Below are 15728 nucleotides of genomic sequence, written 5' to 3'. Positions count from 1 at the left end.
AAATGTTTACTTAAGCGCCTTTCCCTTTGGCGATAATGGTTTCAGCAATATTTTTCGGAACTTCTTCGTAATGGTCGAAAGTCATGGTGTAATTGCCACGACCCTGAGTTTTGGAACGCAGGTCCGTTGCATAACCGAACATTTCAGCCAGCGGAACGAAGGATTTTATAGACTGGGAACCTGCTACGGATTCCATGCCTTCAATACGTCCGCGGCGGGAATTCAAATCACCGATAACATCTCCCATATATTCTTCCGGAACAACAACTTCCACTCTCATATACGGCTCAAGAATGACCGGGCTGGCTTTAGCCGCACCGGCTTTAAAGCCCATCGATCCGGCGATTTTAAAGGCCATTTCCGAGGAGTCAACATCATGGTACGAACCGTCATAAACGACAACCTTTACGTCAACTACCGGATAACCGGCCAGCACACCGCTGTCCATCGCCTCTTTTACACCGGTTTCAATTGGAGCAATGTACTCCTTCGGAATAGCACCGCCGACGATTTTACTTTCGAAGCTGAATCCCGTACCGGGTTCCTGCGGAATAAGTTCCAGCCAGCAATGACCATATTGACCACGGCCACCGGACTGACGGACAAATTTCCCTTCCGCCTTAACCTGTTTTCTAATTGTCTCACGATAAGCAACTTGCGGTTTGCCGACATTGCATTCGACCTTAAATTCTCTCAGCATACGGTCAACGATAATTTCTAAATGCAGTTCGCCCATCCCGGAAATAATGGTTTGGCCGGTTTCATGGTCGGTACGCATCCGGAAAGTCGGATCTTCTTCCGCCAGTCTTGCCAGAGCCGCACCCATTTTATCCTGGTCGGCTTTGGTTTTCGGTTCAACGGCAATATGGATAACCGGTTCCGGGAAAACCATGGATTCAAGAATGATCGGATTCTTTTCGTCACATAGCGTATCGCCGGTAGTGGTATCTTTTAAACCAACAGCAGCGGCAATATCACCGGTATAAACGGTTTCTATTTCCTCGCGATGATTGGCGTGCATTTGCAAAATACGTCCGATACGTTCTTTTTTGCCCTTAGTTGAATTGTAAACGTAGGAGCCTGCACCCAGGTTTCCGGAATATACCCGGAAGAACGCCAGCTTGCCGACATAGGGGTCGGCCATAATTTTAAAGGCCAGTGCCGAGAACGGCAGTTTGTCGTCAGCAGCACGTTCATCTTCTTCGCCGCTGTCGGGATTAACACCGCGAATAGCCGGAATATCGGTCGGTGCCGGCATAAATGCCACCACCGCATCCAGTAAAGGCTGTACCCCTTTATTTTTGTAAGAAGAACCGCACAATACCGGGGTCAGTTTACAAGCAATCGTCGCTTTACGAAGACCGTCGCGAATTTCTTCCAAAGTAAGTTCTTCGCCTTCAAGATATTTCATCATTAATTCGTCGTCACTCTCAGCAACGGCATCCAAAAGCCCCTGACGGTATTCTTCTACTTGTTCTTTCATATCTTCGGGAATTTCGGTTGCTTCACTTACTTTTCCCAGGTCATCGGTATAAACGATGGCCTTCATTTCAATCAGATCGACGACTCCTTTAAAGGAATCTTCAGAGCCGATCGGCAACTGAATCGGTACCGGATTAGCACCCAAACGGGTCTTCATCATATCCACAACGCGATAGAAATCCGCACCGATCGTATCCATTTTGTTTACATATGCCATACGGGGAACACCATATTTATCAGCCTGACGCCACACGGTCTCAGACTGTGGCTCTACACCGCCTTTGGCACAAAACACGGCAACTGATCCGTCAAGAACCCTGAGTGAGCGTTCTACCTCTACTGTAAAGTCCACGTGCCCCGGTGTGTCGATAATATTAATGCGATGACCCTGCCATTGACAAGTCGTGGCCGCCGAGGTAATCGTGATACCTCTTTCCTGCTCTTGAACCATCCAGTCCATTGTAGCAGCACCATCATGCACTTCACCAATTTTGTGTACTCTACCAGTATAAAAAAGAATGCGCTCAGTCGTAGTGGTCTTACCGGCGTCTATATGTGCCATGATGCCAATGTTCCGCGTCTTTTCAAGAGGAAACTTCCTGGCCACTTTTACCACTCCTTACTGTTTCTTGCTCCCTTCTTCCTATCCCCGGTTTACCAGCGATAATGAGCAAATGCTTTATTGGCCTCAGCCATTTTATGAGTATCTTCTTTTTTCTTAATTGTTGCACCGGTATTATTGGCAGCATCCAGAAGTTCTGCAGCCAGTCTTTCATGCATGGTTTTTTCCCCACGGCTTCTGGAGTAGTTTACCAGCCAACGAATACCAAGCGACAATCTACGATCAGGACGAACTTCCACCGGCACCTGATAATTTGCTCCACCAACACGACGGGCGCGAACTTCAAGTACGGGCATAGCATTTTTCAACGCAGTGTCAAATACTTCCATTGGATCCTTACCGGTTTTAGCCCGGATAATATCAAAAGCATCGTATACGATGTTTTCCGCAACGCCTTTTTTCCCCATCATCATGATTTTATTGATGAATTTAGTGACAATCTTGGAATTGTACACCGGATCCGGCAATACATCACGCTTAGGGACAGGACCTTTTCTAGGCATTCACATTTCCCTCCTTCTTCACAAACTTGATCATAAACACTATCGTGTATTTAAAATCAATCTACTTTATTTTTTAGCACGTTTTGCGCCGTATTTCGATCTGCCCTGGCTGCGTTTTTGCACCCCAGCAGTATCCAGCGCACCGCGAACGATATGGTAACGTACGCCCGGCAAGTCTTTAACCCTGCCGCCTCTGATCAGAACAACCGAGTGCTCCTGCAGATTGTGTCCGATTCCCGGAATATAAGCAGTTACCTCGATTCCGTTAGTCAGACGCACCCTCGCTACCTTTCTCAATGCGGAGTTAGGTTTTTTCGGAGTAGTTGTATATACCCTTGTACAAACACCACGCTTTTGCGGACATTCCTTCAAAGCAGGTGCCGTAGATTTTTTCTCCAATTCCTGTCTGCTTTTGCGAACTAATTGGCTAATTGTTGGCATTAGTGCACCTCCTTCCTCAAAGTTTGGATTTTATTATAAAAAATTTTGCCCATTGTTATGGATACAAAGGGCAAAATGTTTATCAACATTTTGTCCTCAACGCAAAACTGCCACTGCAGCAGCTCCTACTTCGATACCGCAAGCCTTACCTAATTCACTCATAGTAGTTACCATTTCAATTGGTACATGGTTTTGCTGGCAGACATCACGCAACGACCTGACAATCCGTTCATCGGCATCCTGAGCCATATAAACCTTACTGGCTTTATTTTTTTCCACCGTTTTAACGGCTTGCTTGACGCCAATTACCTTTGAAGCTTGTTTCAGCGTATCTAAAGACACCCGGATCACTCCTTACTATTTAGCAATCAAATCCAACTATCTTTTAGGCACTCTAATATAGTATCATTTCTAAATCTAAGTGTCAACAAAAAACCAGCTTTAAAGCACTATTTTCTCTAGATTTTAGGGCTTTTTTTATGCCCACGGCTCCTGGAGTATCAAAAACACCCTGAAATGCATTGTAAAACCTGAAAGCAGCGCCATCCGCGGCAAAAAAACAGTAGATGCATAACAGGGGCACCTGACTATATTTGCAAGTCAAGTGCCCTCTGCCATTTGTCTGTTACATCCACTTGCCGGTAAACGTTATTCCGCCGTCTGCGGCATGTTTGCCGACAACCGGTTGACCTTGATATTACGGTAACGGCTCATACCAGTACCTGCAGGTACTAATTTCCCGATAATTACATTCTCCTTAAGACCCAGTAACGGATCAATCTTTCCTTTAATCGCAGCCTCAGTCAGTACTCTAGTCGTTTCCTGGAACGATGCAGCCGACAAGAAAGAATCGGTTGCCAAGGATGCTTTGGTAATGCCGAGCAGTATTGGTCTGGCTACGGCCGGCTCACCACCGGCTTCAATGGCTTTGGTATTTTCATCTTCGAAAGTATTGATGTCAATATATTCTCCCGGCAGTAATTCCGTATCGCCGGATTCTTCCACCTTAACCTTGTGCATCATTTGACGCACGATGACTTCAATATGTTTATCGTTAATTTCCACGCCTTGTGATTTGTATACTTTCTGCACTTCGTAAACCAGGTAACGCTGTGTAGCCTTTAGCCCGCTTACCCGCAGAATATCATGCGGATTAACGGCACCTTCTGTCAGGCGGTCACCGGCTTCTATCACATCGCCATCTTTAGCGATGACTCTGGCACCATAGGGAATCTGATAAACGCGTTCTTCGCCCGCCGGTGGAACAACGGTCAGTTTACGCATTCCCTTGGTTTCCTTAAATTCAACCGTACCGTCAATTTCCGTAATAATGGCCTGGCGTTTCGGTTTGCGCGCCTCAAACAATTCTTCAACACGCGGCAGACCCTGCGTAATATCATCACCGGCAACACCACCGGTATGGAAGGTACGCATGGTAAGTTGAGTCCCCGGTTCGCCAATGGACTGCGCGGCAATAATCCCTACCGCTTCACCAACATCCACAGAATGGCCGGTAGCCAGATTACGTCCATAGCATTTAATACATACCCCGTATTGGGATTTACAGGTTAATACGGAACGTATGGAGACTTTTTTACGTACGGCTACCACTTGGTCGGCCAGTTCTTCTGTAATCTCCTCGTTTAAGCGGACAATCACTTCACCGGTTTCCGGATGAACAATTTCTTCCGCGGCAATCCGGCCGACAATACGATCTTTCAGCGGTTCGATAACACCGCCGCTTTCCATAATAGCTTCCACTTCAATGCCTTTAATGTTGTTGTTACGAACTTTCACTTCCCGTACGTCGCTGTTGAGAATTTGTTCAATATGCTCTTCCGTAAGCGGAACATTATCGGCAACCAGTTCGTCACCCTGACTGTTTTTCACGGCGCCGACCGTATTTTTACCCAACATCTCACGAACCATGGATTCTTTTAACGCCCGACGGACCTTTTCTTCCGGCTCACCCAACAGAACAAGATCAGTGGCGGCGGCATTATCCATGCCTTCTTCATCGGTTGCATTCAAACCGCGAAGAATGATCTCCGGTACACCATGTTCGCCGATTAACTGCAGATTTTCTTCATCCAGCGTGCTGCCCTGCGGCACTAAGACGTCTGCCGTTTTAGGATCGGTCACATCAGCCGCCAGAACACGGCCCAGCAGGGTATCCTTCAATAAAGTAATGGCCCCGGCACTCGACTTCGCCAAACGCGCCCGTTCGCGAACCAGATTAATGCCGGCGATATCGCAGTCATCTTCACGCACAATAACATCCTGGGCGACATCAACCAAGCGACGGGTGAGATAACCCGAGTCAGCCGTTCTTAACGCCGTATCCGCCAACCCCTTGCGGGCACCGTGGGTGGAAATAAAGTATTCCAGAACGGTAAGTCCCTCACGGAAATTAGCCTTGATAGGTAAGTCGATAATTCGTCCGGAAGGATCGGCCATCAATCCACGCATACCGGCCAGCTGGCGAATTTGCTGGATATTACCACGGGCACCGGAATTTGCCATCATATACACCGGATTAAATTTATCCAGATTGTTCATCATAGCTGTAGTTACATCTTCCGTAGCCTTGGTCCAAAGATCAATGATCTTCTTATATCGCTCATCTTCGGTAATTAAACCGCGGCGATATTGCTTGTCAATCATATCGACTTTAGCTTCCGTAGTACTGAGAATTTCCTTTTTAGCCGGTGGAATCTTGATATCCGATATAGCTACCGTAACACCTGCACGACAGGCGAAGGAGTAGCCCAGTTTTTTAATGCCATCTAAAACATTAGCTGTTTTGGAGTTACCAAACCGCCGGTAACAATCGGCCACCAGTTTGCCTAACTGCTTCTTATCCATAAGAATGCCCAGGCACCACTCACCGTCTTGCTGATAAAAATACCGTATCTCTTCCGGTAAGGCTTCATTGAAAATTAAACGTCCCACTGTGGTGTTAACCCGCTCCACTTTGCCATTGACCAGCAGACGGATTTTAATTTTGGCATGCAGGGACAACTCGTGATGATAATAGGCTAGCAAAGCTTCATTAATACTGGTAACAAATAATCCCTCACCCAAAGCACCGGGTTTTTCGATTGTCAGATAGTAAGATCCCAGAACCATATCCTGAGTCGGTGTAGCCACCGGTTTACCATCCTTGGTGGATAAGATATTATGGGCAGCCAGCATCAATAAGCGTGCTTCCGCCTGCGCTTCCGCAGAAAGAGGAACATGCACAGCCATCTGGTCACCGTCGAAGTCGGCATTATAGGCCGTACATACCAATGGATGTATTTTGATGGCCCGGCCTTCCGACAGAACCGGTTCAAAAGCCTGAATACCCAGGCGATGCAGAGTCGGTGCACGGTTTAAAAGAACAGGATGTTCCTTAATAACTTCCTCCAGAACGTCCCATACTTCCGGACGCACTCTTTCTACCATTCGCTTGGCACTCTTAATGTTGTGAGCATGACCGGCATTGACCAGCTTCTTCATAACAAACGGCTTAAATAATTCAAGAGCCATCTCTTTCGGCAACCCGCACTGATGGAGTTTTAGCTCCGGGCCGACAACGATTACCGAACGGCCGGAATAGTCAACACGTTTTCCTAACAGATTCTGACGGAACCGCCCTTGTTTACCTTTGAGCATGTCGCTCAAGGATTTCAGCGGACGATTGCCGGGACCGGTAACCGGCCGGCCACGGCGGCCATTATCAATCAAAGCGTCTACCGCTTCCTGCAGCATACGTTTTTCGTTGCGTACGATAATGTCAGGCGCTCCCAGATCCAGTAGCCGTTTCAGCCGGTTATTCCGGTTGATTACCCGTCGATACAGGTCATTTAAATCCGAAGTGGCAAACCGTCCGCCGTCCAACTGAACCATCGGTCTGAGTTCAGGCGGAATGACCGGAACAACGTCCATAATCATCCAATCCGGACGGTTGCCGGATTTTCTGAATGCTTCCACAACCTCCAACCGGCGTATGGCCCGGACTTTCCGTTGGCCGCTGACTTCCTTCAGTTCCTGGCGCAATTCTTTGCCCAACTTTTCCAAATCCAGTTCGGACAGCAATTTCTTAATGGCTTCCGCGCCCATGCCCACTTTAAAAGCACTGCCATATTTGTCCCGATATTCACGATACTCATTTTCATTTAGCAACTGACGTTTCATGAGCGGGGTATCCCCGGGATCAAGCACAATATAAGAAGCAAAGTACAGTACCTTTTCCAGTGAACGGGGAGAGATATCCAAAATAAGCCCCATCCGGCTGGGTATACCCTTAAAATACCAGATATGCGAAACCGGCGCAGCCAGTTCGATATGCCCCATACGATCACGCCGAACTTTTGAGCGGGTTACTTCCACTCCGCAACGGTCACAAACAATGCCTTTATAGCGAATCCGCTTGTATTTGCCGCAATGGCATTCCCAATCCCGTGTCGGTCCAAAAATTTTCTCACAAAACAAACCCTCCCGTTCCGGTTTTAAGGTACGGTAGTTAATTGTTTCGGGCTTTTTCACTTCGCCATGCGACCATTTTCGTATTTGCTCCGGTGAAGCTATCCCGATTCGCATAGAATCAAAATTATTAACATCCAACAAAGGGTTGTCACTCCCTTCTTAAAATTTATTCAAAATCATCATCCAGATCATCTAAATACTCATTGGTTCTGCCTCTTTTGTCACGGTCCTGAAGTTTTTTTGCGGCAGGCTTCTTCACTACTGTCTCAAAATCATCATCATCATCGAAATCCGTCGAAGGTATTGAGAATTTTTCCGCGTCCATTTCGCCGATTTCCGCAATAATGTCCAATTCCTCTTCCATCGGTTCGGCATCATCGTTATTTTCGAAGTCTTCCACCATATCCGGTTCTATATCTTTGAGCTTGCGCTCCTGCGGCGATACGCGTTCACCCGCATCACCGCCCATGGTCAATTCCAATTCCTTCGCTGTTTCATGTACATCCTCATCGGAATCGCGTATAAGAATCTCCTGAGCATCCTCTGTAAGAATCTTTACATCCAGCCCGATACTTTGCAATTCTTTTATCAGAACTTTGAAGGACTCAGGCACGCCAGGTTCAGGGACATTTTCACCCTTAACAATGGCTTCATAGGTTTTCACACGGCCTACCACGTCGTCAGACTTGACTGTTAACAATTCCTGCAGCGTATAGGCAGCACCATAGGCTTCCAGCGCCCAAACTTCCATTTCTCCGAAACGCTGACCACCAAACTGCGCTTTACCGCCCAGCGGCTGCTGGGTAACCAGCGAATAAGGACCGGTAGAACGGGCGTGAATCTTATCGTCAACCAAATGGGCCAGCTTCAGAATATATACATACCCTACCGTTACCGGATTATCAAACGGCACACCGGTACGGCCGTCATACAGAACGGTCTTACCATCCGGTGACAGTCCGGCCGCTTCCAGGGTTTTAAAGACTTCTTCTTCCCTGGCACCGTCAAATACCGGAGTGGCCATGTGAATTCCGGCAACATCCGGTTTCGGCAAGCCATATTTATCAACATCATAACCAACCTTGCGCAAACGTTCTTCCACGGTAGGATCTTTCGCTTTAATCTGCATACCGAAAGCAGCAGCAGCCATACCCAAATGGGTTTCCAATACCTGACCGATATTCATGCGCGAAGGAACGCCCAGTGGATTTAACACAATTTGCACCGGCGTACCATCCGGCAAAAAGGGCATATCCTCTTCGCGCATAATCCGCGAAACAACCCCCTTGTTACCATGACGGCCAGCCATCTTATCACCTTCAGAGATTTTTCTCTTTTGGGCGATATACACACGTACCAGATGATTGACTCCCGGCGGCAGTTCGTCGCCGTTTTCCCGGCTGAACACTTTGACGTCGACTATTTTCCCCGCTTCGCCATGGGGCACGCGTAAAGAAGTATCCCTGACCTCCCGGGCTTTTTCCCCGAAAATAGCCCGCAGCAGGCGTTCTTCGGCCGTCAGTTCGGTTTCTCCCTTCGGCGTTACCTTGCCAACCAGAATATCACCGGGCCGCACTTCGGCACCAACACGAATAATACCACGGTCATCAAGATCCCTCAAAACTTCTTCAGCGACATTGGGGATATCACGGGTAATTTCCTCCGGTCCAAGTTTTGTATCCCGCGCATCACACTCATATTCCTCAATATGGATGGAAGTAAATACGTCTTCTTTAACTAGTTTTTCACTTAAAAGAATGGCATCCTCGTAGTTATAGCCTTCCCAAGGCATGAAGGCCACCAGTACATTAAAGCCCAAGGCCAGTTCACCCTTATCGGTGGACGGACCGTCAGCCAGCACCTGGCCTTTAACCACCCGTTCGCCCTTATAAACGATCGGCTTCTGGTTTACACAGGTTCCCTGGTTCGAGCGGATAAATTTCAAGAGCTTGTAGGTGTCCAAAGCGCCATTATCGGTTCTGATCTGGACTTCAACAGCTGTAACTTTTTCCACCGTGCCAGCATTTTTCGCCAATACGACGACCCCTGAATCGCAGGCCGCTTTGTATTCCATCCCCGTGCCCACCAATGGGGCCTGGGTCCGTAAAAGCGGAACCGCTTGGCGCTGCATGTTCGCACCCATCAGAGCCCGGTTGGCGTCATCATTTTCAAGGAAAGGAATCATCGCCGTCGCTATCGATACAACCTGTTTGGGCGATACATCGATATAGTCGACTTGTTCCGGAGGCACCATTAAGTTTTCATGACGGTAACGGACAATGACCCGCGGTGCCTTAAACCAGCTTTCAGGAGTCAGTTCTTCATTGGCCTGAGCGCAAATAACCTCATCTTCTTCATCAGCCGTTAAATAGCGCACCTCATTGGTAACTTTATGATTTTCTTTATCAATTTTGCGATAAGGCGTTTCGATAAAACCAAACTCATTAATACGTCCGTAAGTGGCCAAAGAACCAATCAAGCCGATATTCGGACCTTCCGGCGTTTCAATCGGGCACATGCGTCCATAGTGGGAATGGTGGACGTCACGGACTTCGAAGCCAGCACGCTCGCGGCTCAGGCCACCCGGCCCCAGGGCACTTAAGCGGCGTTTATGGGTAAGCTCCGCCAACGGATTGGTCTGATCCATAAACTGTGACAACTGACTTGATCCGAAGAATTCTTTAATGGCAGCCACAACTGGGCGGATATTAATTAGCGCCTGCGGTGTTATCACATCAATATCCTGTATGGTCATGCGTTCTTTAACGACCCGTTCCATCCGGGACAAACCGATACGGAATTGATTTTGCAGCAATTCGCCAACCGAGCGCAAACGCCGGTTACCTAAATGGTCAATATCGTCGGTATTGCCAAATCCGTCCATGAGATTCAGCAGATAACTAATTACGGCAATAATATCTTCGCGGGTAATGGTTCGATGAGAATAAGGCAGCGTAGGATTGCAAATCATTTTAACAGGTTCGCCATCCTTTTGTTTTACTATCACATTAATAAGACCGTCAGTACCAAAGCCCTTTGCTTCCACTTCATCCAGCTTTTTCTCATCAATAACAACATCGGAGGGAATCAGGATTTCCCCGGTTTCTTCATTTATCAAGGGTTTATGAAGAATTTTGCCCATCAGCCGGCGGCGCCAGCCTAATTTCTTGGTCAGTTTATACCGTCCGACAGTTGCCAAATCATAGCGTTTCGGATCAAAAAAGAGCGACTCTAAAAGCTGTGTGGCATTTTCCACCGTAGGCGGTTCACCAGGACGCAGCCGCTTATATATTTCCACCAGCGCAGAATCTTTCGAGTCGGTATTGTCACGTTCCAGAGTAGAACGAATGCGGGCATCCTCATTAAACAATTCAGCAATGGATGCATTGGAAGCCCATCCCAAAGCACGAATCAGCACCGTTACCGGAAGTTTTCTGGTACGGTCAACGCGCACATAAATCACATCATTGGCATCGGTTTCCAATTCCAGCCACGCCCCACGGTTCGGAATTACCGTGGCATTGTATAATTTTTTGCCGCTGGCATCAATCGTTTCACCATAATAAGCCCCCGGCGAACGGACAAGCTGACTGACAATAACACGTTCAGCACCATTAATGATAAATGTGCCATTGTCGGTCATAAGCGGAAAATCTCCCATGAACACTTCCTGCTCTTTGATTTCACCCGTTTCGCGGTTAATCAAACGAACATTGACACGCAAAGGCGCGGAATAAGTTACATCCCGCTCTTTGCATTCCTCTACATAATACTTTGGCTCACCTAAAGTAAATGTCTCAAAAGACAATACTAAATTGCCGGTAAAATCTTGAATCGGCGAGATATCGTGAAAAATCTCCTGCAGACCTTCCTTTAAAAACCAGTTGTACGAATTCTTCTGAATTTCAATCAGATTAGGCATGTCCAGTACTTCATTAATTTTGGCATAACTATACCTATTTCTTTTGCCCACCGGAACAGGATTGAACATTAAATCTTTCACCCCTTAGTCCAATTTGAACTAAACCAAACATATATTAACAAGAAAAGAGCAATATACGAGAAATAAGCAAGGTCTTTCGTTAATTTTAACCTTGCTCCTTGGTCGTAAGATGAGAATTTTACTCCCACCATATTACTATTTCCTGCCAATTAGCTAATTATACATACAATTCTACACTACGGCTGCCTATGTATACAAAAAGGGTAAATTTGCAGTATATATACTCCATGGTCCCTGCTATAGATTTTCGTTTGGTTAATCGTAATTCTGTAAGTTCTTTGCAAAAAACTTGCATCGCATTAAAGAATAATATCATACAATAGATTAATTGTCAATAATTTTGGCTTTAGTAACAAAAAAGCAAAAAGAGTATCCAAAATTGGCACTCTTTTTGCTTTAGAATCCTGTGTTATTATTTAACTTCTACAGTTGCGCCTGCTTCAGTTAATTTAGTCTTGATTGCTTCCGCATCAGCTTTGGAAACTTTTTCTTTTACAGGTTTAGGAGCACCGTCAACCAGTTCTTTTGCTTCTTTCAGACCAAGGCCGGTTACTTCACGAACCACTTTAATAACGTTAATTTTGCTGCCACCGGCATTAGCCAGGATGACATCAAACTCAGTCTGTTCTTCAGCGGCAGCAGCAGCGCCGCCAGCAGCAGGAGCAGCAGCTACAGCAACAGGAGCAGCAGCAGTCACACCGAATTTTTCTTCCAAAGCTTTTACCAATTCGGACAGTTCGAGAACAGTCATGCTCTCAATCGCTTGTAAAATTTCTTCTTTAGTCATTTTTACATACCTCCAAAATTTCAATATAATAAATCATTAATTTGTTAAGGAACGATAAACCCTTCGCTTTGTTACAAATTACGCCGATTCTTTTTGCTTACGTACAGCCTCAAGCGTATAAACCAAATTGCGAAGATTGCCTTGTAAAACATTGACAATGCCAACAATCGGCGATTGCATACCTGCCAGTACTTTGGAAATGAGCACCTCGCGCGACGGCAAGCTGGCCAGCGCCTTTACACCTGCAGTATCAATCACCTTTCCTTCTACCAGTCCTGCTTTGACTTCCAGCACCTGAAGTTTGGTTTCTTTTACAAACTCCGAAATTACCTTTGCCGGCGCAACAGGATCAGTAAAGGACATGGCAATAGCAGTCGGTCCTTCCAAATGAGCATCCAAACCTTGAATACCAAGCTCATTAGCCGCAATACGGGTCATTGTGTTTTTCACAACCCGGTATTCAACACCTGCTTCACGCAATTTACGGCGCAGGTTAGTGTCTTGCGCAACAGTTAGGCCACGATAATTCGTGAGAACAGCACCCTTGGTGTTTTGCAGTTTTTCTTTTAATTCAGCTACCACAGCCTGCTTTTCTGAAGTTACAGCCACTTTATATCCACCTCCTGACTAATAAATAATAAATAAAAACGACCTCCAGGCAGTATATACCGGAGGTCGCTAAGGCAATGCCATACGACTAATCCCCGGCCTCGGCAGGCGGACTTACATCCATTACCATTACCTGCTGTCTACAGCCAATGAAACATATTGAGTTGTATTCTCAGCCGGGATACTAGCACCTACTCTTTTTTACCGCCGGAAACCTTAAGCGGGTTTACTTTCACACCCGGCCCCATGGTTGAGCTGATAGTAATATTACGCATATATTGCCCCTTAGCTGCAGCCGGCTTCACTTTGATCAATGTATCTATCAGGGTATAGAAATTTTTCAATAATTTTTCTGCATCAAACGACGCCTTGCCGATAGGAGCGTGAATGTTGCCGGCTTTATCGGTACGGTATTCAATCTTGCCTGCTTTGATTTCATTAACCGCCCGGGTTACATCCAGCGTTACGGTACCGACCTTAGGGTTTGGCATTAAGCCCTTCGGACCAAGAATTTTACCAAGGCGGCCAACCATTCCCATCATATCGGGCGTAGCTACAACGACGTCAAAATCAGTCCATCCACCCTGGATTTTTTCCACCATATCCTCTGCGCCTACGTAATCTGCTCCGGCAGCCTCGGCTTCTTTGGCCTTTTCGCCTTTTGCAAATACCAGCACGCGCTTTGTTTTACCTGTTCCAAACGGTAATACTACCGCTCCGCGAACCTGTTGATCCGCATGTTTAGGGTCAACACCCAGTTTCACGGCAACTTCAACAGTTTCGTCAAATTTCGCACTAGCTGTTTTTCTGACTAAATCCAAAGCTTCTTCAACTTCATAAGCTTTGTTTTCTTCCAGCAATTTCACAGCTTCAGTATACTTCTTACCATGTTTCGCCATCTTACGAACTCCTTTACTTATGTGGTATAGCGGATTATCCTCCCACGTACAGCAAGCAGCACTTATTCAGTGATATCAATACCCATGCTGCGAGCCGTTCCTTCAATCATGCGCATAGCCGCTTCAACATTGGCAGCATTCAAATCCTGCATTTTGCTCTCGGCAATTTCACGCACTTTAGAACGAGAAACCTTGGCAACTTTCTTTTTATTCGGTTCGCCGGAAGCTGTTTCAATACCTGCGGCTTTTTTCAGCAATATAGCAGCCGGAGGAGTCTTCGTAACAAAAGTAAATGATCTATCTTCAAACACGGTTATCTCAACCGGAATAATTAATCCGGCCTGAGCTGCCGTTCTTTCGTTAAACTCCTTAACAAATGCCATGATATTGACACCAGCTTGACCGAGGGCAGGACCAACCGGCGGCGCCGGAGTGGCTTTACCAGCAGGAACTTGCAATTTAACCATTTTTACAACTTTTTTTGCCATCAATCACACCTCCTTATACCAAAATGTGGTGTATCGGGCTGTCAAGACAACCCTCCCACGTAAAAGACTGTTCGGCTAGAAACAGCCTCACATTTTCTCAACTTGAGAAAAATCTAATTCAACCGGAGTTTCGCGGCCAAACATATTGACCAAAACTTTAAGCTTCGCACGGTCATGATTAATTTCCAGCACGGTAGCCGTCCAATTTTCGAATGCTCCAGAAGTAATGCGCACTGGCTGAGAAACAGCAATATCCAGCCTGGGTTTCACTTCCTCTATTCCCATCGACTTTAAAATATGCTTTACTTCACTATCTGTAAGCGGGATAGGCTTAGTCCCCGAACCGACAAAGCCGGTTACTCCCGGTGTATTACGCACAACATACCAGGACCTATCATTAACAATCATTTCAACCAAAACATAACCGGGAAAAACCTTTTTCTTGGCAACCTTTTTTTTACCGTCTTTGATTTCGACTTCATCTTCCATCGGTACCAAAATCCGGAAAATCTCATTTTCCATTCCCATCGAATGAACCTTACGTTCCAAGTTGGCCTTTACCTTATTCTCATACCCGGAGTATGTATGGATTACATACCATTTCTTTTCGGATTCCATAGCCTTACGGGACGCGCTAGCGCCCCATACCCCCTTAGCTTACTTGTTTATGAACACGTGCAGAAGTTTGGTATAAACCGTGTCGATTCCCCAAATCAAAACTGCAACAAAAACAACAGCAACAAAAACAATTCCTGTATACGAAATAAGCTCTTGTTTACTTGGCCATGATACTTTTTTTAGCTCTGCCTTGACTTCACGCAAAAATCTTCTGCTACGTGAAGCACTGCCTTGAACTGCCGTCTCTTGGGCTGCCATTTTCTCACATCCCCATCTCTTTTGCCCAGGCTGCTAAACCATTAGTAAGCTTCCCGGCCGGAAGCAGCAGACAAACTAAACCCCACTTATGAAATCACAACACCGCTCTTTGCTTATCGCTATGCCTCCGCGTCCTAATCATCATTAAAGCATAGTTATACTACTTTGTTTCTTTATGGGCAGTCTGTTTTTTGCAAAATTTGCAGTATTTATTTAACTCTAACCTATCCGGATCATTCTTTTTGTTTTTATTGGTCTGATAATTACGCTGTTTACATTCCGTACAGGCCAATGTTACCGCATTACGCATGATTAGTACACCTCGCTTACCTGTAAATATGGCAACTTCTCAAATGTCACTAATATAATCTACCATACTTGAATCAGGCTGTCAATAGCCCACCTGCCCGGCTGTATCATAATTTTATTGACCGGACTGCGGCTATTGTCAAGTGTCCCGCTGACATGCTTCATTGCCATAAATATAAAACAGGGGTTGCCCCCTGCTCTATATTTTACCATCACGCCTAATTTCTATACATCATTTT

Annotated in this window: 13 protein-coding genes and 1 other annotated feature; all 13 genes read right to left on the bottom strand. The window is 46.2% G+C overall.

Annotated elements, in window-relative coordinates; all coding sequences use genetic code 11:
- Window positions 1–10: 10 nt before the first annotated feature.
- Complete coding sequence (gene fusA / locus P22_RS19645) at window positions 11–2089, bottom strand: elongation factor G (protein WP_054261931.1); 2079 nt, start codon at window positions 2087–2089, stop codon at window positions 11–13.
- Window positions 2090–2136: 47 nt separating this feature from the next.
- On the bottom strand, window positions 2137–2607 hold the full coding sequence (gene rpsG / locus P22_RS19640; RefSeq protein ID WP_054261930.1) for a 30S ribosomal protein S7: 471 nt from the start codon (window positions 2605–2607) through the stop codon (window positions 2137–2139).
- Window positions 2608–2673: 66 nt separating this feature from the next.
- A complete protein-coding gene (gene rpsL / locus P22_RS19635; protein WP_054261929.1) occupies window positions 2674–3048 on the bottom strand; it encodes a 30S ribosomal protein S12 in 375 nt (124 codons plus the stop codon).
- 96 nt (window positions 3049–3144) lie between these two features.
- Window positions 3145–3390 (bottom strand): ribosomal L7Ae/L30e/S12e/Gadd45 family protein, encoded by a 246-nt coding sequence (locus P22_RS19630; RefSeq protein WP_054261928.1) that lies wholly within the window; start codon window positions 3388–3390, stop codon window positions 3145–3147.
- Between the two features lie 306 nt (window positions 3391–3696).
- Window positions 3697–7659: a DNA-directed RNA polymerase subunit beta' gene (gene rpoC, locus P22_RS19625; protein WP_054261927.1), complete on the bottom strand. Its 3963-nt coding sequence runs from the start codon at window positions 7657–7659 to the stop codon at window positions 3697–3699.
- Window positions 7660–7684: 25 nt separating this feature from the next.
- Window positions 7685–11509: a DNA-directed RNA polymerase subunit beta gene (gene rpoB / locus P22_RS19620; RefSeq protein WP_054261926.1), complete on the bottom strand. Its 3825-nt coding sequence runs from the start codon at window positions 11507–11509 to the stop codon at window positions 7685–7687.
- Window positions 11510–11933: 424 nt separating this feature from the next.
- Window positions 11934–12308 (bottom strand): 50S ribosomal protein L7/L12, encoded by a 375-nt coding sequence (gene rplL, locus P22_RS19615; protein ID WP_054261925.1) that lies wholly within the window; start codon window positions 12306–12308, stop codon window positions 11934–11936.
- Between the two features lie 78 nt (window positions 12309–12386).
- Entirely contained in the window at window positions 12387–12917 is a 531-nt protein-coding gene (rplJ, locus tag P22_RS19610) for a 50S ribosomal protein L10 (protein ID WP_054261924.1), read from the bottom strand.
- Between the two features lie 24 nt (window positions 12918–12941).
- Window positions 12942–13081 (bottom strand) — a sequence feature (ribosomal protein L10 leader region).
- Between the two features lie 27 nt (window positions 13082–13108).
- Window positions 13109–13816 carry a 50S ribosomal protein L1 gene (gene rplA / locus P22_RS19605; RefSeq protein ID WP_054261923.1) on the bottom strand — a complete coding sequence of 236 codons (708 nt, stop codon included), beginning with the start codon at window positions 13814–13816 and terminating at the stop codon, window positions 13109–13111.
- Between the two features lie 62 nt (window positions 13817–13878).
- Window positions 13879–14304: a 50S ribosomal protein L11 gene (rplK, locus tag P22_RS19600; RefSeq protein ID WP_054261922.1), complete on the bottom strand. Its 426-nt coding sequence runs from the start codon at window positions 14302–14304 to the stop codon at window positions 13879–13881.
- Between the two features lie 87 nt (window positions 14305–14391).
- Window positions 14392–14922 (bottom strand): transcription termination/antitermination protein NusG, encoded by a 531-nt coding sequence (gene nusG, locus P22_RS19595; protein ID WP_054261921.1) that lies wholly within the window; start codon window positions 14920–14922, stop codon window positions 14392–14394.
- 39 nt (window positions 14923–14961) lie between these two features.
- The gene (gene secE / locus P22_RS19590; protein ID WP_054261920.1) at window positions 14962–15180 is read right to left on the bottom strand and encodes a preprotein translocase subunit SecE; all 219 of its coding nucleotides are present in this window, start codon (window positions 15178–15180) and stop codon (window positions 14962–14964) included.
- Between the two features lie 160 nt (window positions 15181–15340).
- The gene (gene rpmG, locus P22_RS19585) at window positions 15341–15490 is read right to left on the bottom strand and encodes a 50S ribosomal protein L33 (protein WP_054261919.1); all 150 of its coding nucleotides are present in this window, start codon (window positions 15488–15490) and stop codon (window positions 15341–15343) included.
- Window positions 15491–15728: the final 238 nt, after the last annotated feature.

It is taken from the genome of Propionispora sp. 2/2-37, assembly GCF_001298735.1.
Lineage (GTDB): Bacteria > Bacillota > Negativicutes > Propionisporales > Propionisporaceae > Propionispora.
Note: the sequence above shows the minus strand (reverse complement) of the source record. Positions and strands in the feature narration are given on the sequence as shown.

Excerpts from the sequence above, each read along its gene's own strand:
- rplL (WP_054261925.1), bottom strand. The coding sequence starts at position 12,308 with ATGACTAAAGAAGAAATTTTACAAGCGATTGAGAGCATGACTGTTCTC.
- rpmG (WP_054261919.1), bottom strand. The coding sequence starts at position 15,490 with ATGCGTAATGCGGTAACATTGGCCTGTACGGAATGTAAACAGCGTAAT.
- rplK (WP_054261922.1), bottom strand. The coding sequence starts at position 14,304 with ATGGCAAAAAAAGTTGTAAAAATGGTTAAATTGCAAGTTCCTGCTGGT.
- rpsG (WP_054261930.1), bottom strand. The coding sequence starts at position 2,607 with ATGCCTAGAAAAGGTCCTGTCCCTAAGCGTGATGTATTGCCGGATCCG.
- rplA (WP_054261923.1), bottom strand. The coding sequence starts at position 13,816 with ATGGCGAAACATGGTAAGAAGTATACTGAAGCTGTGAAATTGCTGGAA.
- rpoB (WP_054261926.1), bottom strand. The coding sequence starts at position 11,509 with ATGTTCAATCCTGTTCCGGTGGGCAAAAGAAATAGGTATAGTTATGCC.
- nusG (WP_054261921.1), bottom strand. The coding sequence starts at position 14,922 with ATGGAATCCGAAAAGAAATGGTATGTAATCCATACATACTCCGGGTAT.
- secE (WP_054261920.1), bottom strand. The coding sequence starts at position 15,180 with ATGGCAGCCCAAGAGACGGCAGTTCAAGGCAGTGCTTCACGTAGCAGA.
- rpsL (WP_054261929.1), bottom strand. The coding sequence starts at position 3,048 with ATGCCAACAATTAGCCAATTAGTTCGCAAAAGCAGACAGGAATTGGAG.